General features: G+C 71.4%; 17 protein-coding genes. 4 read left to right on the top strand and 13 right to left on the bottom strand.

All coding sequences use genetic code 11. The features are described 5' to 3' along the window. Nucleotides 1-3 precede the first annotated feature (3 nt). The 8 genes from RVR_RS36580 to RVR_RS36545 form a co-directional block, all read right to left on the bottom strand. Nucleotides 4-885, bottom strand: coding sequence for a type II secretion system F family protein (locus RVR_RS36580; RefSeq protein ID WP_430393260.1), 882 nt, complete (start codon nucleotides 883-885; stop codon nucleotides 4-6). Next, entirely contained in the window at nucleotides 882-1,829 is a 948-nt protein-coding gene (locus tag RVR_RS36575; protein ID WP_202239786.1) for a type II secretion system F family protein, read from the bottom strand. Before RVR_RS36575 ends, RVR_RS36580 begins: the two co-directional genes overlap by 4 nt. Further along, the gene (locus RVR_RS36570; RefSeq protein WP_202239928.1) at nucleotides 1,829-3,301 is read right to left on the bottom strand and encodes a TadA family conjugal transfer-associated ATPase; all 1,473 of its coding nucleotides are present in this window, start codon (nucleotides 3,299-3,301) and stop codon (nucleotides 1,829-1,831) included. Before RVR_RS36570 ends, RVR_RS36575 begins: the two co-directional genes overlap by 1 nt. Nucleotides 3,302-3,332: 31 nt before the next feature. Next, nucleotides 3,333-4,106, bottom strand: a complete 774-nt coding sequence (locus RVR_RS36565) for a CpaE/TadZ family protein (RefSeq protein ID WP_346731514.1) — start codon at nucleotides 4,104-4,106, stop codon at nucleotides 3,333-3,335. Nucleotides 4,107-4,147: 41 nt separating this feature from the next. Next, nucleotides 4,148-4,876, bottom strand: coding sequence for an SAF domain-containing protein (locus RVR_RS36560; RefSeq protein ID WP_237405486.1), 729 nt, complete (start codon nucleotides 4,874-4,876; stop codon nucleotides 4,148-4,150). A gap of 30 nt (nucleotides 4,877-4,906) precedes the next feature. Beyond that, complete coding sequence (locus RVR_RS36555; protein WP_202239782.1) at nucleotides 4,907-5,569, bottom strand: ATP/GTP-binding protein; 663 nt, start codon at nucleotides 5,567-5,569, stop codon at nucleotides 4,907-4,909. A gap of 299 nt (nucleotides 5,570-5,868) precedes the next feature. Beyond that, on the bottom strand, nucleotides 5,869-6,264 hold the full coding sequence (locus RVR_RS36550) for a hypothetical protein (RefSeq protein WP_202239780.1): 396 nt from the start codon (nucleotides 6,262-6,264) through the stop codon (nucleotides 5,869-5,871). A gap of 803 nt (nucleotides 6,265-7,067) precedes the next feature. Continuing rightward, a complete protein-coding gene (locus RVR_RS36545; RefSeq protein ID WP_202239778.1) occupies nucleotides 7,068-7,484 on the bottom strand; it encodes a DUF6415 family natural product biosynthesis protein in 417 nt (138 codons plus the stop codon). A 195-nt stretch (nucleotides 7,485-7,679) separates the two neighbouring features. On the opposite strand from RVR_RS36545, the gene RVR_RS36540 reads away from it, so the two are divergent. The 4 genes from RVR_RS36540 (at nucleotide 7,680) to RVR_RS36525 (ending at nucleotide 10,832) form a co-directional block, all read left to right on the top strand. Beyond that, complete coding sequence (locus RVR_RS36540; RefSeq protein ID WP_202239776.1) at nucleotides 7,680-8,975, top strand: NsdA family TPR-like regulatory protein; 1,296 nt, start codon at nucleotides 7,680-7,682, stop codon at nucleotides 8,973-8,975. 10 nt (nucleotides 8,976-8,985) lie between these two features. Next, entirely contained in the window at nucleotides 8,986-9,546 is a 561-nt protein-coding gene (locus tag RVR_RS36535) for a GNAT family N-acetyltransferase (RefSeq protein WP_202239774.1), read from the top strand. A 207-nt stretch (nucleotides 9,547-9,753) separates the two neighbouring features. Further along, entirely contained in the window at nucleotides 9,754-10,146 is a 393-nt protein-coding gene (locus RVR_RS36530; RefSeq protein WP_202239772.1) for a hypothetical protein, read from the top strand. Nucleotides 10,147-10,193: 47 nt separating this feature from the next. Further along, a complete protein-coding gene (locus tag RVR_RS36525; RefSeq protein ID WP_202239770.1) occupies nucleotides 10,194-10,832 on the top strand; it encodes a hypothetical protein in 639 nt (212 codons plus the stop codon). 262 nt (nucleotides 10,833-11,094) lie between these two features. Here the strand turns inward: RVR_RS36525 and RVR_RS36520 are convergent, their stop codons facing one another. The 5 genes from RVR_RS36520 to RVR_RS36500 all read right to left on the bottom strand — a co-directional run bounded on the left by RVR_RS36520 (nucleotide 11,095) and on the right by RVR_RS36500 (nucleotide 18,284). After that, nucleotides 11,095-12,039: a replication-relaxation family protein gene (locus RVR_RS36520; protein WP_202239768.1), complete on the bottom strand. Its 945-nt coding sequence runs from the start codon at nucleotides 12,037-12,039 to the stop codon at nucleotides 11,095-11,097. A gap of 1 nt (nucleotide 12,040) precedes the next feature. Beyond that, complete coding sequence (locus tag RVR_RS36515; RefSeq protein WP_202239766.1) at nucleotides 12,041-14,299, bottom strand: type IV secretory system conjugative DNA transfer family protein; 2,259 nt, start codon at nucleotides 14,297-14,299, stop codon at nucleotides 12,041-12,043. Next, nucleotides 14,299-14,790: a hypothetical protein gene (locus RVR_RS36510; protein ID WP_202239764.1), complete on the bottom strand. Its 492-nt coding sequence runs from the start codon at nucleotides 14,788-14,790 to the stop codon at nucleotides 14,299-14,301. The genes RVR_RS36515 and RVR_RS36510 overlap by 1 nt, the downstream gene beginning before the upstream one ends. A gap of 192 nt (nucleotides 14,791-14,982) precedes the next feature. Then, a complete protein-coding gene (locus tag RVR_RS36505) occupies nucleotides 14,983-16,083 on the bottom strand; it encodes a C40 family peptidase (protein WP_202239762.1) in 1,101 nt (366 codons plus the stop codon). Further along, on the bottom strand, nucleotides 16,080-18,284 hold the full coding sequence (locus RVR_RS36500) for a hypothetical protein (protein ID WP_202239760.1): 2,205 nt from the start codon (nucleotides 18,282-18,284) through the stop codon (nucleotides 16,080-16,082). Before RVR_RS36500 ends, RVR_RS36505 begins: the two co-directional genes overlap by 4 nt. Nucleotides 18,285-18,318 lie beyond the last annotated feature (34 nt).

Raw genomic sequence — 18,318 nt, 5'->3', positions numbered from 1 at the left:
CGTTCAGGTGGTGAGGATGCGGATGACCGCGGGGAACGCGATGAGGAGCATCACCAGGACGGCGAGGAACGCGCCGGGCGCGGTCATTTTTTCCGAGTCGGCGTTGGCCTCGGTGGCCTGGTCCGACAGCAGCTCGCCGCGCAGGTTCCGCGCGCGGGAGCGCAGCGTCGCGTAGACGGACGCGCCGTCGTCGCTGGACTGCCGCATGATCGCCGCCAGGTCGTCCAGCACCGGCAGATCCAGCTCCGCGGTCAGCCGCCCCAGACTCTCCCAGTGCGGGACCTTGTCGACCCGGGAGCGGGCCAGGGCCTGCTGGATACGGACGAACGCCCAGCCCTCCCCGACTTCGGCGGCCTGCTCCATGGCCTGCTCCGCGGAGATGTTCGCGGCCCGCTTGAGCGCGACCAGGTCCAGGTAGGCGGCCATCCCGTGCGCGAACTCCTCCCGGGCCCGGCGTGCTTGATCCCGCAATGCCAGGTCCGGGGCGATCCACAGCACCCCGGCTGCCAGCACCCCGAAGATCGCCGGCAGGTAGAAGGGGAAGCCGAGCAGCAGGAACGGGATCGTGGCCAGCGGCGGCAGCAGCAGCCCGGCAGCCGCCAGCGCCACCTTCGTCAGCATGAACCGCCCCGCGGACTGCCCGACCAGCGCCAGATTCTGATGCGGGATGCGCACGCCGGGAAGGTGCCCGACGTGGTCGACCAGCCACGCCCCCCACCGCTCGTCACGGTCCTCACTGACCGTCTCCGGCCGCGGCGCGGCGGGCTGGTTGAGGCGCTGCAGCGCGGGCCCGAGTGCCGGCGCCGGCCTGCCCAACTCCTTGACGAGCAAGGCCACACCGGCGCCGACCGTGCACCCGGCCAGGATCGGACCGATCGGGATCACAGCGCCTCCCCAGCCGCAACAGCGCCCGGCACCGCACCGGTGGCCGCTGCTGCCGGAACCGGCCGGGCGACGCGGCTGCGGGGATCGGCGATCAGGAACCGGGGGATCGGCCGGTGGTCGGCGAGCTGCCGCATCCACACCATGACCGCGACGAACCCGGCCGCGAGCAGCGCGAGGACCAGTTGCCCCAGCAGTGTCCCGTACGGGTGGGTGTAGCCCGGCACCAGGAACCCGGCGCCGGCCACACCGAGAGTGATGATGGTCATCCATCGCACCGTCGTACGGGGCTTGGCCCGGTCTGCCTCGATCGCCCGGCGCTTGGCGACCTCTTCGTGGACGGACTCCGCCAGGTCCTCCAGCGCCTGCGCGAGGCCCGGCCCGCGGTCGGACGCGGACAGGATCAGCGCCGCCACGATCTTGTCGGCGGTCACGTCATCGAGGGCGTCCCCGAACGCGCGCAGCGCCTCAGTGGAGCGCCATCCGACCTGCAGACGGTCGACCAGGTCGCCGACGTCGCCGGCGATCGCGTCGGGCACGCCCTTGCGGGAGATCTGTAGCGCCTCGTCCAGGCCGCGGCCCAGCCGCAGCACGTTCGACAGGCGCATCGTCCAGTCCCCGAGCGCCTCCAGTTTCGCGATCCGCACTGCGGCGCCCTTGGTGGGGGCCAGCAGCCACGGCACCCCGATGAAGGCCAGCAGTACCAGGACACCCGCGACGAACACGCCGGTGCCCAGCCACACCCCCAGACCGGCCACGGACCCGATTGCGAGGCGGGTGCGGCGCCGCATCCGCGCGTCCAGGTCGGCGTGGCCGGTACGGGCCCGCAGACGCAGCAGCAGGGAAGGACCTTGCGGGGCGTCGGTGCCGACCGTGCCGGCGACGACGCCGACCGCTCCACCAGCCACGGCCAGGCCGGACAGCACCCACAGCAGCAGCCCGGTCATCAGGACGCCTCCCGGATCATCAGCGGCAGCGGCCCGGGCCAGGTGCCGCGGGCTTCGTTGAGCAGGTCGGCGTCGAAGCCGGCGCGACGCAGGTCGTTGATGCACCGCGGGTGCATGAGCGGCACCGCGCGGTCCTCGCCCCACTCCGGTCGCGGCCCGAAGATCAGATTCGTGTCGGGGCGGCCGCCCTCCCCGATACCGGTCACCTCCAGGACGTGGGAGATGAACCGGTGCCGGTGCCCGCCGATGCGGGTCTCGTCCACGGAGTTCACGAACACGATGAAGTGCAGGCCGTTCGCGGCCTGCCGGTATGCCAGCGATTCGCTCATGTTGGCCTGCGCCAGCAGGTACAACTCCGCGATCCGATCGAACACGACGCTGGGGTGGATGGCGTGGAGGGTGCACAGGTTGCCGCCCTGGCCGTTCGTCATGGCCTGCAGCATCGCGACGATCTCCGGGCCGCGGACTTCGCCGACGACGATCCGCGCCAGCGACATGCGCAGCGCCCGGTACATCAGGTCCATCAGGGAGATCTCGCCGGCGCCGTGCCCGTCGATCCGCTCGCCGTTGGACTCGCGGGCTTCCATCGGCACGACCTGGCGGTGCCAGTTGTTCTCGTGCGCGAACAGCTCGAACTCGGTCTCCAGCGTGGCGAACCGCTCGTCCTGCGGGATCTCCTTGAGCAGGGCTCGCAGCAGCGTCGTCTTCCCGGCCGCCTGGCCTCCGACGATCATGATGTTCTTCTCGGCGTGGATCGCGGCCCGCAGGAAGTACCCGAGCGTCGTGTCCAGCATCCCCAGCTTGACCAGGTGGGACAGGTCCGCGTGGCGCATGCTGTGCCGGCGGATCGTCACATACGTGCCGGGGGTGACGTCGATGACCGCCTGCAGGCGGGACCCGTCGGCGAGCCGCAGCGCCAGGAACGGGTCCGCCGTGCTCAGCGAGCGCTCGTTCTGGCCGGTCGTGCGCCGGGCGAGATCCCGCAGCAACTCCCGCAGTTCTTCGTCGGAGTCGGCCACCGGCGGCACCTGCACCCGCCGGCCGTCGGTGAAGTCCAGCCAGACGTCTTGGTAGCCGTTGATGAAGATGTTCTCCACGGCGGTGTTGTCGAGATGCTGCTGCAGCCGCCCGGCACGGAACTGCAGGTCGAACACCGCCTGCGCGAGCGCGGCATCCTCTGCCGCGGTCGTCGACACCTCCCGCTTGATCGCCGCCGCATCCGCCCAGATCGCGACCTGCTCGTTGATCAGGGCACGGCCCTGCTGCTCCTGCGCCGCCGGGCTCATCCCCGGCTGGGCGCGCAGCAGTTCCGTCAGCCGCTCCCCGACCTCCTTCTTGATCAGCCGCACCGCCTCGTAATCCACGATGGCCTGCGGCACCGGAGCCCCGACCGTCCCGGGCGCCGCCGCCCGGCCCGCAGCAACCGGGGGGACCGCCGGCGGCCCGGGATGGCCCTGCCACTGCGGCGGCATCGGCGCCACAACCGGATTGACGTGCAGAGGGTTAGCGCGCACCGCTCACCTCCCGCCCGCCGGCCCCGGTAGGCCAACCGAGGCGGGAGCGGCGGGTGGCGACCATCTGCCGGATCCTGGTGGTCGCGGTGCGGGCCGCACGTATCAACTCCCCGCTCTCGAACCGCCGCGGCTGCGCCGCACCGTCCGACAAGACCGCGGCGTGCTCCGGTTGCCAGGGCAGCACCGCCACTACCTCGGCGCCCAGGTGCCGCTGAATCTCTTCCCGTCCGAACGGGCCGGCCTCCACCAGGACCAAGCCGATCTCGGCGGCGCCGCCCAACTGCTCCCGCAACGCGCCCAGTCGCACCTGTGCGCTCTGCAGCCCGCGCAGCGTGTTGCGGGCCACCATCAGCACCACATCTGCTCGCTTCGCCAGCACCGCCGACGGGCCAAAAGCGCCGCGCCGCCCCAGGTCGACTAGCACATCGTGATGGTGCTGTTCGATCCCCGCGAACAGCGTGGCGAGCTGGTCCCATACCGGCGCGAGCGATGACGCGTGCGCCGGGTCGTAGATGCCCGGCAGGACCAGGCGGTCGTGGCTGGCCGCGTCGGTGACGTCAACCAGTTGCCGCCAGAACGCGTCGGCGAGCTGGCCCTGCCGGCCCGCCAGGGCGAGGTTGCGCAGCCCGTAGGTGTTGGCCACCGTGCCCTGCAGCGCGCCGGGCAGGATAGCGCCGCCGTCCGGATCGCACTCGGCCAGCACCACACGGCGCCCCGGTTCGAGCGGCCAGGTCATCAGCAGCGCCATGGCGGTGGTGGTCACGCCCGGAGCACCGAGCCCCCCGGCCAGAGCGATAACAGCCATCAGTTGCCGTCCCGGGACGCGACGATCAGCGCGACGTCACCGGTCGCAACCCGCGAGGCCAACGCCGGCCCGTCACCCGACGGCACCGCCACATCGACCGTCACGGTGCCGGTGCCGGTCTGCGGGGTGCCCACCTTGACCACCGTCGCAGTCAGTGTCTGCGGCGGCGCATCGTCCGACGCGCTCTTGCCACCGGAGTCCGAGGCGGCGTTCGGGTCGGGCGTGGAGACGACCAGCACCTTCTGTCCCGGCACCAGTGGTGTCGCCGGCAACTGGTTCGGTTTCACGCTCACGCCCACCAACTGCTCGCCCGGACCGACCAGCGTCTTGCGGGTCACCTGCGACGGTGCCAGCAGCGACCCCGCCTTCAAGTCCACCGCGGCGCGCTGCCCGATCAGCTTCTTCTCTCCGGCCCCCTTGACGGCCTTCACCGCCGGATCGAGCGCGATCTGCGCCTCCGTGAGGTCGGCGGCGGTGATCTGCGCGCCGATCGGCACGTCGCGGGCGACCACCACCACCGAGGTGCGGTGCCCGGACGAGGCATACAGCACCGCCCCGGACAGGCCGCCCGCGGCGATCAGCGCGGCGGACAGCGCGATCAGCCCCGGGCGGCGGCGACGCTGCCGCAGCAACCGCGGCGCGGCCGCCGGCTGCTGGGACGGTGGCCCGGCCGGACCGGGAAGGTGCCCGGCAGCGGGCCCGGGCAGGGGATTGGTGGTCTGGCTCACGATCTGGTCCTCCTGGAGCACGCAGGCCGGCTATTCGCCGACGACCTGCACTTCGCCGATGCGGATCTGGACCTGCGAGGTCCTGGTGGTCGTCAAGTCGCCCTGCTGCCCGCCGCCGGCCCAATGCACGGCCCACGTCGAGGTGGCGGTCACCGTGTACGTGCCGGTCCGGGAATAGCCGGCGAACCCGCACTGCCCCGCGCTGTGATCGGGCGCGCGGGTGCCGTACGCCGCGGTGTACCGGACGCCGGGGAACGCGCAGGTGACCGCGGTGCCGTTACCGAACGCCCACGCCACGTCCCGCACGGTCGCGGTGGCGGTCACGGTGACACCCAGAGCGGTGGCGCTCGCCGACGTCGGGCCGGTCGTGCGCGGCCCCTTGCCGTTCCACACCCACACCGGCAGCCCCACCGAGCCGCCCTTGCTGCCGGGTTTCGGTGCGATCCCGACGTCCGCGCCCTCCAGCCGCATTTTCGTCACGGCCTGCTGGGCCAGCGCGGCCAGGTCGGGGCCGCCGCCGAAGCCGGGCGGCGGGGTGGCCCGCCAGTAGTCGCCGCCGTCCAGCGCCCGGTTCTGCCCCGCCACGTCCGGGCAGGTGACGGAGTAGAACTTGCCCTTGGACGTGTCGCCGTCGGCGGGATAGCCGTTGTCGTCCTTGTTCAGCGGGTCGTCCGCGGCCGGCTGGGGGGCCATCAGCTGCCAGTAGCAGTCATTCAGCGAGCTGAACCAGCCCAGGCCATCGCGGTAACAGGGGATGGTTTGGCCGGCCAGAGTGCACGTGGCTTTCTTCCCGGTCCCGCCCCCGGAGCCTCCGGTGCTGCTTGGGGGTCGCTGACTTGGTGGCGCGGTCCCACCGGCATTGACGTTGCAGTCCGGCTGCAGCGGAGGGCAATCCACCCCAGGCGGTGAAGTCGGAGTGGCCCACGCCGCCGTCGCAGGAGCTGAGAGAGCAAGGAGCATTGTCGTCACGATCCCTGCCGCCCGGACGGCCGTCAGCATGTCCGGTCCCGGGAGATGGTGACACTGCTGATCACCCACGACTTGCCGTTGTACCGGGCTACCGCCGTGGCCACATGACGGTACGGGCCGGCGCCTCGATCTACGGCCTTGCCCGTCTTCTTGTCGACCTCGATGTAGTGGGTGGAATCGAGGCAGTCCGTGACGTCGGCGGTATAGGGAGTCGAGGCGAAGGACACCGAGCTGACCGTGGGCGAGTAGGTTGGTCGACCGCTCATGATCTCCCCGTGATCCTGGTAGTACAGGCCGGTGGCCCTGATGTCAGCCAGGGCCTTGTCAACCGCGTACTTCTCCAAGTCGGGGCTAGTCACCTTGCCGTTGTGGTATGCCGCCGCAGCGGCATTCCACATACCCTCGTACGCCGCGATCACCTGGCTCTTTGCTGCTGCCGTTGGGTCAGGGCTTGGAGTATGCGCCGTCGTGGACGTCGGCGGAGGAGATGTAGGGGTTCCATCCGACTTGTCGCCGCCGCCGCATCCGGCCGTGACCGGGAGCACAGCCACGGCCACTGCACAGACCGGGAGCATGTGCGACCTGAAAATGCGATCACGGAGCGTACGTACAAACGTCACGGGAGCCTCCCCCAACACGGGCCTTGCGCGAAGCGGGAACGTCGGAGCCGCTTCGTGATCGGTTCGTCGCCATCTGTGTCTACCGGAACCATACGAGGAAATTCCGCCATGTCGCATGGGGTTGTTGGTGCCGTCGGGGTGGTTTGGGTGTTGATGGTCGGTAAGTCCAGGTCGGAAATCGCCAGTTCGGCCGCCATGGAGCACTCTCGGTGACCCTGCCGAGTAGGTATTCAGCCGATGCGTGACCTTCGCGGTTGGATGCGACGACACCGCCCGAGTCGGATTCCGCACAACCATCCAGCTTCACCTCCTTCAACCCGCAGCAACTGAACTCCATCACCTGCTGCAAGCGATCCTGCGGGGCCGGATGTGACACGACACCGCAAGAATCTTTGATCGGCTCGCGCGTCTGATGAGCCTTGGCGCACCAGCCAGTGGCTACCGGAGCGTGCGGAACCACCCACCATCTGATCACGCAGAAGCGGTTCCTGGCGAAGGGACCAGCCTCCGCCAGGAACCCGGACACCTCTGCCGCCCACGGGGGAAAGAGCAGCAGGGTGCGTCCTTTTCGGCCGACCCGGCCCGTCGGGCGGCCGCGCGGCTCAGCGAGCGATGTCACCCAGGGATGAGGCCGCGTAGAGGGGCTGTGGCTCCGCACCAAGCCGGTCAAGCCGCTCGTACAGCGCGCGCACGAGGCGAGCACGGTGCTGGACACAGTGCAGTGTGCCGCGAGGAGGCGCGGACAACCGCCGTTCGGCCTCAGCGACCACGACAGAGGTCAGATGCTGGGCCGGGCCGCCGACCGGCAGACCCGCTCGCCTGGCGTTGACGCTGGCGAGCACTGCACGGGCGTGCCCGTTCAGAAGCAGCGCGATCTGCTCGTAATCCCTCACCGGCAGGGGAGCATCGTCAGGCACCCGGGCCAACAGGAGTGTGACGAGGGCGAGTAGCGGCCCCCGCTCAAGCGGCAGGGCAGCGTCGACCAGCAGGGTCTGGGGATCGAGGATGCGATCACTCATGCTGTGCCGCCCTCCGTGTCTGATCGGCTCACCGTCCAGGCAAGCAGGACCAGACCGGCGGCTGCGACGGCAGCATGATGCAAGAGCGATGAAACAGCGCGCGGTGGGGTGATGTGCGGCCAAGGGACGGGCAGGACACGGGCAGGGGCGGTACGGTCGCCGCGCCCGTCACTGCGATTCGCTCCCGGAGCCGGTATGGCTGACCATGCGATCCCCAACACCGCCCTGCGCGCCGTGCGCGAGGGCGAGTTGCAGATGTCCCGGCAGGAGTTCGCCAAGGCAGTCGTGGATGCGGGCATGGACCAAGGCGAGGCGGTGGCGTGCAGTGCCCGGCTCGTGGCCGCATGGGAGGACGGGACCGTTCGGGCGCCGCGGCCGGTCTACCGGCGCATCCTCACCGCGATGACTGGACGCTCGATGGCCGACCTCGGCTTCCGGCTGACCAGCATGCCGTCGGCGGCTCGGACGCAGGTGCTGGCAGAAAGCGGTGTGCACCGGCGGCGCGAGGCGTTGACCGACGGCGTGGCCGCGGCCGTGTCGCTCATGCCCGTCATGGGCGAGCGGACCGCGACGCTGGGACGGATCGGCGTAGGGGAGGTGAAGGCGGTCAACAGAGCCGTTGCCGCCGTCTACGCACACGATCACGACCACGGCTCGGCCGCCCTGCGCAGCGGCGCCGCCCAGGCGCTACACACCGCCTACTGGTGGCTTCAGGACGGCTCCTACACCGAGCGCACCGGGCGGAGGCTACGGTTGGCGACCGGCCACCTCTCGATCGCGTCAGGCTGGTTGAGCTATGACTCCGGCCGGCCCGGCGACGCCCGCTCCCTGTATGGGGAGGCGCTGGCTGCGGCCCGCATTGCCGAAGATCGAGCCCTAGAAGCGCACGCGTTCGGCTGCATGGCCCTCCTGGCGAAGGCATCCGGACGCCCCCGGGAAGCGATCGCCGCAGCGCAGGGAGCACAGAGCGTCGCCCGCACCTACGGCTCGCCGCGGATGCTGTCCCTGATGTCCATGCGCGAGGCGGGCGGCTGGGCCCTGATGGGCGATCGCTCCGCCACCGACCAGGCCATCGCGCGCGCCCACCACCTGTACGCCAAGGGTCCCGGCGACGCTGACCCCGGCTGGCTGGAGTTCTTCAGCCCCGGCGAGCTGGCCGGCTTGGAGGCCCTGGCCCGCGCCGACTTGGGCCAGCACGAGAGGGCCGCCGCCGGCGCCGAACAAGCTGTCCTGCTACACGGTGCGCACTTCGCCCGCAACCGCGCCCTGTACATCGGCGACATCGCGATCCAGCATGCGGTGAGGGAGCGGCCAGAACCCGAGACCGCGGCAGAAGCCGCCGACCGCGCCCTCGCATACCTGCCGGCCGTCCGCTCCGACCGGCTGCTCCAGCAACTGCACAACATGGCCAGCGCGCTGCAGCGACACGCGGCCGTCCCGGCCGTCGCGGACTGGCTGGAGAAGTACCGGACCACCACCGACGTGAGCTGAGGAGGATCTGGTGACCACCCCGAGCACCCGCACCGACGTGGTGATCCGCACCTATGGCCCGGGACAGACCCCGCCCCTGCTGGAAACCCTGGCCGACATCTGGGCGGATGCCCACCCCGAGCTGGTCGACAACCCCGGTGCAGAGGCGATGGGCCTGTCCGTGCCCGCGCTCCACGACCAGATCACCGGCCACCTCACCCACCCCGGCTTCACCGCGGTCGTCGCCTACACCGACGGCCAGGCCGTCGGGTTCGGCTATGCCTTCCTCTGCGGCGCGGACTACTGGTTCGGCCCCGACCTGGTCGACCAGGTGCCCGCCGGGGCACGCACCGAGCGGCTGATGGGCTTGTGCGAACTGGCCGTGCGCCCGCCCTGGCAGTCTCGCGGGATCGGCACCCGGCTCCACCAGGCCCTGATCACCGCGCTTGCGCCCGCCTGGTCCTCGCTGCTTGCGCTCCCCTCCAACGCGCGCGGGCAGGACCTGTACGGGCGCCTCGGTTACGAGTACGCCGGCCCCTATCGGTCCGGTGCGACCGAGTTCGACCTGCTGCTCCTACGCGTAGTCGAGTGACCACGACTTCCTCGACCGGCAGCACATCCCGCGGCCCCGGTCCTGGCGCGCCGCCACCCACCCCGCAGGCTGAGATGTAGGCGGTGGTCGCCAGCTTCACGTGACCCGGCCCTGGCCCACGGTGCAAAGTAGCTGTACCTGGCGTCCGTCCTCCCGTTGCTTCGTGCCCCGCCTGTTCGTTAGGCCGAACAAGTTGTCGGCGGAGGGGTGGGTATTCACGCGCCGGGAGTGGTCGCCCGAGGACGCGGTGGCGTCCTGGACGCCGGTGGGGAGGCCGATGAGGTCTGCCCCGTCGAGCTGGTCGAGGACCAGCTACGCGAGGCCCTGCTCGCGCAGTGCCGCAGCGACCGCATCGAGCCCCCGGGTCGTATCGGGCGGATCGTGGCCGCCGCGCGGGCGCGGGCGGACCTGGCCTTCTGCGCGCGGACCGTCGCACGCCTGGGTGACGTGTGCGCCCGGCGACTTCTGGAGCTGATGGAAGAGGGGCACGAGGACGGCACCGCGCTGCTGGCCGCGCTGAAGCGGGACCCGGCGCGGGGTTCACGGCGCCAGGATCTTTCGCCGCCCCGACCACCCTGGCCGCCGGGCTGGTGGTGGTGAACTGCTGGACCCGGAGGCGGACTCCGGGCCGAGAGGAGAAGGAAGACATGGCACGCACGAAGGTCCGCCCCCTGGGGCACTGCTCTCGCTGTACCCGGGCCTGGTGGCCGGGCGCCTCTGACGAGGACCAGTGGAACACCGTGCACAAGGGTGGGCGCCTCACGGGCTACCTGTGCCCGCAGTGCCAGACCCCGGAGGAGAACGCGGAAGCCGAGGTGAAGGCGGCACTGGTCGACTACGACCACCCGATCACCGACGCCGACGGCCGGGTCCGGTTGGCGCCTCGCGGAGGCTGGCACAGCGTGGCGGTGGGCACCCACAGCGTCGTGCAATCCGACCCGGCAGTACACCTCGCCCTCGGGATAGAGAACTCCCAGCTGCACATCGGCGTCGCCGCGCACACCGACGCCCGCCTGCACGACCTCTTCTCCGAGACCTGCGCCGTCCACGTCCGCACGGAGCTAGACCGGGTCGGTGCCCGGCCCGGCCACCGCACTCTCACGTTCACCGCCACTGACGGCCTCCCCCCGACCAACGTCCTGGTGGTGGAGGATCGCGCGGCCTGCACCGACGGAGACCGTGGCGAGATGGTGGTCCTAGTCTCCCGGCAGATGACTCCGCACCTCCTGGCCGCCTTCGCCCCGCCGGTCGCGGACAGCATCCGTGCCGCCCTTCGGGACACCTGACCGCCCGCCCGGCGATCTTCAAAAAACGTACAGGTGCGGGGCCGACAGGCGTAGGCCGCGACGCGTTTGGACGGGTCGGCCTGTCCCTTGCCCGACGCCGTGGTCCCCCGGGACAGGCGCGTTCAGCCACGCGGTGCGGGCCCCCGGCGCTGCCGGGGGCCCGCCGCCGCGGTGGGACGCGATGCCTCTCGGTTACCGTGCGGTTGAAGGCGCGCCGCCACGGCCGCCTCGTCCTCTGGTTTTCCTGTTGAGTGCCAGGTACTCAGCTCTGGGCGTACGAGAGGGCGTTCGTCGGCGTCGCGTTGTTGCCGAACACCGGAGTGACCACCGGCTCCCAGGGCCCGAACTTCTGCAGTTGCCGGAGGGTGGTGATCCCGGCGGGAAGCCGGTGCGCGGCACGTCGCAGCCGCGCGTCCGCTGCGGCCAGCGCGCGCACGTCCGCAGCGCGCCGCATCATCGCCGCCTCGGTGGCGCCGGTGAGGACGAACAGCACCAGCGGGAAGGTGGCGTAGCGGCCGCGCCAGGCCTCGCCGCCGGTGTCGGGGCGGCCGCGGCTGGCGACCGGGGCCGTGGGGACGTAGGTCTGGTAGCGGGCGTACGCGCGGAGCTTGTCGGCGAGCTGTGCGGGGCCTTCAGTGGCGCGGTCGATCTCCAGGAAGTACGTGATCGCGGTGGCGCGCGGCCCGTTGCGCTGGACGTAGGAGAGTACGGCGTCGGGAGTGAGGAAGGCGTCGTCGTCGGCGCGGGCCTCGCCGTCGCGGAAGCGGTGGGCGACTTCGGGCTCCCAGTCCAGTGGGCCGCAGTCGTGGCCGGCGGCGCGGGCGGCCTCCACGAAGGCGATGCCCGTGTCGTTGACGGCGAGGGTGTGTTCCTGGAGCTGGGAGGAGGCGTTGTGCTCGGTCATCCGGTAGGGGCGGGCGGTCAGTTCGCGGGCGGCCTCCACGACGTCGGCGCCGGCCGGGGTGCAGTACCAGGCCTGCTGGCCCTGTCCGCCGCCGCGGTTGCGGACCACGGCGTCGACCAGGCCGCGCTCGCGTAGCCGGGTGAGCTGCCTGCGCAGGTACGTCGGGTGGACGACGTGCGGCTGCAGCAGCCGGTGGAGCTGGCCGGTGGTCATCAGCCGGTGCCGGTACAGCACGGGCAGGAGCTGCTCGGCCAAGGCCGTCAGCCCGTACTGCGGTGGTTCGACCGTGGGGGCGTAGGGCATGTCAGGCGTCCTTGTCCTTGAGGACCGGCAGGATCAGGGTGTCGGTGAGCGGGTCGGTGCCGGCGTCGTACGACACCGGCGAGCTGCCCGCGCTGGCCGCGGCGGCGGGCTGGGGCGCCCGCGTGGCGAGGTAGTCGCTGATCTGCTCGTCCAGAAATTCGACGTGGGCGAGGATCTTGTGGACGGGCTGGCGGCGCAGGCTGAGGTCGATCGCGCTCTCCAGGTCGGGCAGACCGGCCGGGTCGTAGTAGTCGGCCATCACCTGGTCGATCGGGACGCCGGAGACCCGGAACGGCGTGCTGCGCCGGCCGTGCAGTTGGGCGGTGACGATGTACTGGTACTTGTCGAGCCCCGCGATGGTCTCGGGGTCGACGCCGGGCATCCGGGCGGCGACGAAGCGGGCCTCATCGATGTCCGCCGCGGTCGCGGACAGCACGCTCTGGTTCTGCAGCGCGGCCTGCCGGGTGGTGTCGGACAGCCGCATCGCCATCTGCGTGGCCACCATCAGCCGCACCTTGTACTTGCGGAGCTGCTCGAAAATCTTCGCGATGAAGCCGCGGCCCGCGGAGTCGAGCGCGGCCAGCTCGTCCATCCACGCGAAGAAAGTTCGCCGCTGCTCAGTCGGGGTGTCCTGTCGCGACAGGCCGGCCATGAACAGATCGAAGATCAGCAGTGAACTGATGAGATTGTCGCCGGCGCCGGTTCCCGACGGGGCGACGGTGACCACCGCGCCGGTGTCCATGGCCCGGCGCACGTCGTAGCTGGAGACAGACCCGCCCAGGAACGCCGTCAGCGACAGCGACGTCTCCAACAGGTCCAGCGCATTGGTGATGGTGGGTACGGCCGCGGCTTCGTACTTCGGGAACGTCACCCGCCAGAACTTCCGCACCCGGTCCGGCATGTGCTCCAGCACCTCCGCCCGCCACACCTCGTCAGTGAGCAGCGTCTTGACCTGGAGAAGAGTGGGCTGGATCTGCGGCTGCCCGGCTGCCACCAACTGGTGCGCCAGATGGGCCAGGACCAGCACCGCGTTGGACAGGATCGTCCGGGCCCGCGGCGCCCCGTCCCCCCATCCCTGAGCTGTGGCGATCGCTCCGACGACCGCGCCGACCACCTCCTGGATGTCCTCGATCCTGCGACGGCTCATGTCGAGCGGGTTCCAGCACGGGAACATGTCCTCGAGCGCCGGCTTGGCCAGGTCGACCTCCCACACCCGGTTCCGGACCGCCGGGTGCGTCAGGTACGCCCGGGACCGCTCCAGGGCCGCCCCGTGCGGATCGAGGAACCAGCAGCCGTACCCGCAGTACGCCATCGCCAGGAACTGCAGCAGCGCCTGCTCGGTCTTGCCGAATCCGCTCTTCCCCAGCCCCACCCCGAACAGCACGTCGCGCTCGGGGACACCGGCCAGGTAGGTGCGGCCGGCGGACCCGGTCACCTGGCCCAGCGGCAGCAAACCGCGCTGCCCGGTCCACTCCGGCAGGCCCGCCGGCGCCGGCGGCACCACGCCCCCGGTGCGCGCCACGTTCATGGCGTCGCAGTGCCGGGTGGGCGGCTTGAGCAGTCCGGCGATCTCCGGCGGCGTCACCCACTGCCGGCGGGCCGGGGCGAACTCCCCGCTGTCGAAACGCCGGTCGAAGGCACGCCTACGCCACCACGTATTGCTGTAGGCCCGCCAGGCCCCCCACCGGGGGCCGACCGGCCGCCACCGGTTCTCCCCGGAGAAGACCTCCATCGCCCCCAGCAACTGGTGCAGCAGCGCCCGCGCCCGGGCCGGGTGCGTGGCCTCCACCCGAAGCAGCACCTGCGCGGCGAAGACGGGCTCCCCGGGCACGAACTTCCCCACCCCGTCGGCGAGGTCGACCTGGCGCGGCACCCGCGACTGCGCCCGGCCCTTCGACGCGCCGCCCATGCTTGAGCCCTCGATGACCGCGGTCCGCAGCGTGTCCCACCACGCCGAGCCCCCGCCGCCGATCCGCTCCCCGTACGCCGACGGCCCGCGCTGCTCGGCCCGTCTCATCAGCGCCCGGCGGCGACGGTCCACCTGGCGGTCCGGCACCGGCACCAGGTCCACCACGACGTCCGCCAGCTCGCCGTCCTCGCTTCGCACCGCCGCCATGGCCGCGGCAAGCTTCTGCAGCGGGTCCGGGTCGGGCCCCAGCCGGGCCAGCGGCCGGTGATCGGGCCGCGCCAGCACCAGCTCGGCCCGCGCCACGTACATCCGCTGGGCCTCTTCCTCCGAGGACTTCGTCAGGCTCACCATCACCGGACACCCCCAGCAGACGGCCGTGCGCCCTCGAACCAGATGCGGTGTACCTGCGCCGCGCGGCCGCGCACCGCGGCCGAGACGACCTCCACATCCTGGTAGCCGGGCATCCGCAGCAGACTCTGCGCCCGGCCCGGCCCTTCAAGCAGGAAGTGCAGCCGGTTGCCCTCGCACGTGATCCGCACCCGCGATGCCGATGCCCGCCTCGGTAGCGCGCCGCTCGCTGCCGGCACCGACGCGAGCTGGCCGGCGAACCAGCGAACCTCGACCGGGCCGGCCTCGAAGGTGGACGCCGGCAGCAGCTCGTAGCCCACCCGGTCCGTGAGCGCGGCTGCAGCCGTACGGCGCCACCACCCGGCCCCGGCCGCCCCAGCGGCACCGGTGAACGCGATCGCCGCCGCGATCTCCCACGCGTGCCCGGCGAGGTAGGCGCCCACCTCTTGCCGGATCGCCAGCACCGAGTTCAGCACCGCCATCGGATCAGCCATCACCACTCCGTCCACAGGGGTCGGGCGGACCGGGTGCCGCCCTCAACTGCTGCAAGCGCGATGGCGAAGCGATTTGTGACGAGCAGGGAGCCTCAATTTGGCGAGCCCCGCTGGCACGGCCAACTTCGGTGCGGCGGCGCCAGGCTCAGGCGGGGGCGGATCGCCTGGTGGTAGGGGAAAACCAAGCTCAGCTCACCAGGCCACGACCCTGCGGACTGCGACGACTCGCATGATGGGGCTGGTCGACGTCCGCCACGACGCGTACGTGACCACCCGCGTCTGAGTGCCCGTGTGCGGCGCCTCCAGGAGCTGTCCGCCGCCGAGGTAGAGCCCGACGTGGCCGGGACTGCTGGCGGTGCCGTCCGTTCCGGGAGAGAAGACGAGGTCACCGGGGAGCGGTGAGTCCGGGCTGACGGCCGTGCCGACTTTCACCTGCTCGAAGGTGGTGCGCGGGAGGCTGATACCCGCGGCACGGTAGGCCTGTTGGATCAGGGAGGAGCAGTCGCAGCGGGTGGAGGGGGCGTGGCCGAGCGGGTTGGTGCAGTCGCCACCGAGGGAGTACCAGCCGCCGAGTTGTTTCAGGCCCCAGGCGATCGCGACCCGGATCGCGGCAGGGGTGGTGGCAGGCAGGTCGTACGGGCCCGGAGCGGCCGCGGGCGCGGCGTAGTCCTGGGCGGCGGCCATTATCGCCGTGACGTAGTGGGCGGTCTGCCCGCCGGCGAAGGAGACGGGCGGGACGCCGTGGAAGCGCTGGATGGCGCCCCAGCCCGCGTTATAGCCGGCCAGGGCCAGTTCGATGGGTGGCCCGGCGTACCCGGAGTCGGTGGCCTGCTGGAGGAGCTTGCACATGAAGTGCCCCTGCGCGGTGATCGCGTCCGGCGCCTCCCACACCGAGGCGGTCCCGTTGCCGTTGGCGTCGGTCTTCCAGGTGTTCCAGGTGCCGGGCATGAACTGGGCGATGCCCTGCGCGCCGGCGGGGGAGATTGCCTTGGGGTTGAAGCCGGACTCCTGGTGGAGTTGGGCGGCCAGCACCGGCGCGGGCAGGCCCGGGCAGGCGTCGGCGGCCGCGACGATCCACTGTTCGTCCTCGGCTGGCACGCTGCCCGGTTTCAGGTCTCCGCCGACGGACTGTGCCGAGGCGGGGGTTGCGGCGGCGTACTGGGCTGACACCGATGCCGCGGCGTCGCCCGCCCCGGCGCCGACCGTGACGAACAGTGCGACGAGACCGACCAGGAGCACCAGGGCCGCGGCGGCAGCACCTCCCACCCTCGACCAGGTCTGCTTGGCGGTCACGACGCGCCCCCAGGTCCTGGCCCGGGCGCAGAGGGCGGCCGGGTAGCGCCGGGCGGCGGGCGCAGGCCGCGCTGGCGGTCCAGCCTGCGGCGAAGTGCGGCCTGCCGGGTGGAGTTCGCCGCACCCATGCTGGGATGGCGTGGTGGCGGGGTGCGCCGGGCCCGTGGGGCGACGGTCGGCCGCGTCAACGTCGCCGAGCCAGCCGGCGGTGCTGGCGGTGCTGGCGGTGCTGGCGGCACGGGGGCAGTAGGTGGAGTTGCGGGAGCGGGCGGGGGAGGCGGCGTGCCGGGACGGCCCGGCCGTTGGCGCGGCATGCGCACGGGGGTCGGGCGGGGTCGGGAGGTGGTGCGGCCGGCGGCGTTGATGCGGCGGGCGAGGGTGCGGCCGCCGCCGAGCAGGGTGGTACTGGTGCCGCCAGACAGGGCCATCGCGCCGAGCATGACCGCCGCGCGAGCGGCGCCGCTGCGCCGGGAGGATTCCTCCTTGCCGGGAGCAGCACGGAAGACGGCGCGGCCTGTCCCGCCGACGCGGCTGCCTTCCAGCCGGGAGCGCAGGTTCGCGCCCGAGCGGCGCGCGCTGGCGGCGATCTTCTTGCGGTACACGAACATTCCGCCGCACACGATGTCCAGCACCAGGAACCGCAGCGCGAGCCCGCCCTGTTCCTGGAACTGCTGGTCCAGGTCGGGCCCGAGCAGAGTGGTGATGATGACCAGGAACACCCCCAGCATCACGACCGACATGATCAGGTTCTGGAAGACCTGCAGGAGGGTGGCGCACCATCTCCACAGCACGCTCCGGCCGCCGCCGGGCATGACGCCCACGACCAGGACGCCCTCGCCGCGGATGGATTCCATCGCGATCCTGCACTGCGCGATCAGGAACGATGCGGCCAGGCGGCAGACGAACACGGCCACGAACATTCCGGCGAGCAGCACGAAGAACGCGCCGGCGACCTTGTCGACGGAGGCCTTCTTGGCGGCCCCGACGTCGCCGCGCACGCAGTCGTTCTCGAAGGAGTCCATCGGCGGGTGCCCGTAGTGGTCCTGCATCCAGCCGCCGGCGATCCCGACAACCTTGTCGACGACCCAGTCGTCCGGGCCGGTGACTGTGCTTGCAGCGCTGAGCCCGGGGATGTCGGAGATGGAGTCGGTGTCCTGGATGAAGTGGATGATGTCGTCGGAGCGTTGGTCGTAGGCGAGCTGGGCGAGCTTGGAGTGGGCGTACTCCTGCGCGCAGTCGCCGTCGAAGGACTGGCCGTACTCCAGGAGTTCGGCCGGCTTGGTGATCAGCGCGTCAACCAGCGCGTTCTTGATCGGGTCGGTGAGCGCGGTCGGGGTGGAGCCGGTGACGTGGTTGTCGGTGCCGCTGGTGGCGCCGGTCGGGTCCTGCCCGGCATCGATGATCACCGAGGTGACCTCCAGGCTGAACCCCTTGGCAGCGGCGAGCAGACCGCCGTCGCCGCCCGTGCCGCCCATGAGCTGGGTCGTGGGGGAGACCAGGATCGTGGTGTAGACGCCGGCGATCAGCACGCTCAAGGCGAGTTCTCCCACGCCGCGGCTGCGGTCGCCGATCAGGATGTGAAAGGCGCAGACGGTGCCGGCGATCGTCAGGCACAGCATCGGCAGGCCCAGCGCGACGATGACCTGGGCGTGCAGCGCATACGCGACGTACAGCACGGGCGTGACGAGGATCTGCGCCAGCCCGAACCCCAGTGCCCAGGTGATCAGCCACACCGAGAAGGCGATGGCCCACTTGGTGGCCATGAAGCACAGCTCGATGAGGAACCCGTAGATCTTCAGCTGCCAGTCCGACCAGCCGCCTTCGTCGGGGTTGATCGTGTAGACGTTGATGGGGACGCCGTACTGGTCGGTGGTGTTGAACATCCCTAGCACGCCGCTCTGCTGCTGGAGCTGGTGCTGCAGCGCTTCGGTGTCCGCCTTCTGCTGCGCCGAGGCTCCGGCCGCGATGGTGTCGGGGACGGCCTTGGCCAGTTTCTGCATCAGGGCCAGCGTCGCCTTGTCGCGGTCGGTCAGTTGGGCAGTGCCGCCCGGGTCCGGCGCAGGGCTTGAGGAAGCGCTCGGGGTCGGGGTGGGCGTGGGAGATGGGTCGGCGTGCGCGCTGGTCGTCCACAACGCGGTGGTGAGCGCGGCGAGAACCGCGAGGGTGAACAGTCGCCGCCGGGTCAGGGCCCCGCGGAACATGCACCGCCAGCGCCGCCCCCGTGCTCGTTGGCGG

Origin of the sequence: Streptomyces sp. SN-593 (assembly GCF_016756395.1) — a bacterium.
Lineage (GTDB): Bacteria > Actinomycetota > Actinomycetes > Streptomycetales > Streptomycetaceae > Actinacidiphila > Actinacidiphila reveromycinica.
The sequence above is the reverse complement of the archived record's forward strand: the minus strand, read 5'-3'. Positions and strand labels throughout refer to the sequence as shown.

Excerpts from the sequence above, each read along its gene's own strand:
- RVR_RS36575 (WP_202239786.1), bottom strand. The coding sequence starts at position 1,829 with ATGACCGGGCTGCTGCTGTGGGTGCTGTCCGGCCTGGCCGTGGCTGGT.
- RVR_RS36570 (WP_202239928.1), bottom strand. The coding sequence starts at position 3,301 with ATGCCGCCGCAGTGGCAGGGCCATCCCGGGCCGCCGGCGGTCCCCCCG.
- RVR_RS36555 (WP_202239782.1), bottom strand. The coding sequence starts at position 5,569 with ATGGCCCCCCAGCCGGCCGCGGACGACCCGCTGAACAAGGACGACAAC.
- RVR_RS36545 (WP_202239778.1), bottom strand. The coding sequence starts at position 7,484 with ATGAGTGATCGCATCCTCGATCCCCAGACCCTGCTGGTCGACGCTGCC.
- RVR_RS36540 (WP_202239776.1), top strand. The coding sequence starts at position 7,680 with ATGGCTGACCATGCGATCCCCAACACCGCCCTGCGCGCCGTGCGCGAG.
- RVR_RS36525 (WP_202239770.1), top strand. The coding sequence starts at position 10,194 with ATGGCACGCACGAAGGTCCGCCCCCTGGGGCACTGCTCTCGCTGTACC.
- RVR_RS36520 (WP_202239768.1), bottom strand. The coding sequence starts at position 12,039 with ATGCCCTACGCCCCCACGGTCGAACCACCGCAGTACGGGCTGACGGCC.
- RVR_RS36515 (WP_202239766.1), bottom strand. The coding sequence starts at position 14,299 with ATGGTGAGCCTGACGAAGTCCTCGGAGGAAGAGGCCCAGCGGATGTAC.
- RVR_RS36510 (WP_202239764.1), bottom strand. The coding sequence starts at position 14,790 with ATGGCTGATCCGATGGCGGTGCTGAACTCGGTGCTGGCGATCCGGCAA.
- RVR_RS36500 (WP_202239760.1), bottom strand. The coding sequence starts at position 18,284 with ATGTTCCGCGGGGCCCTGACCCGGCGGCGACTGTTCACCCTCGCGGTT.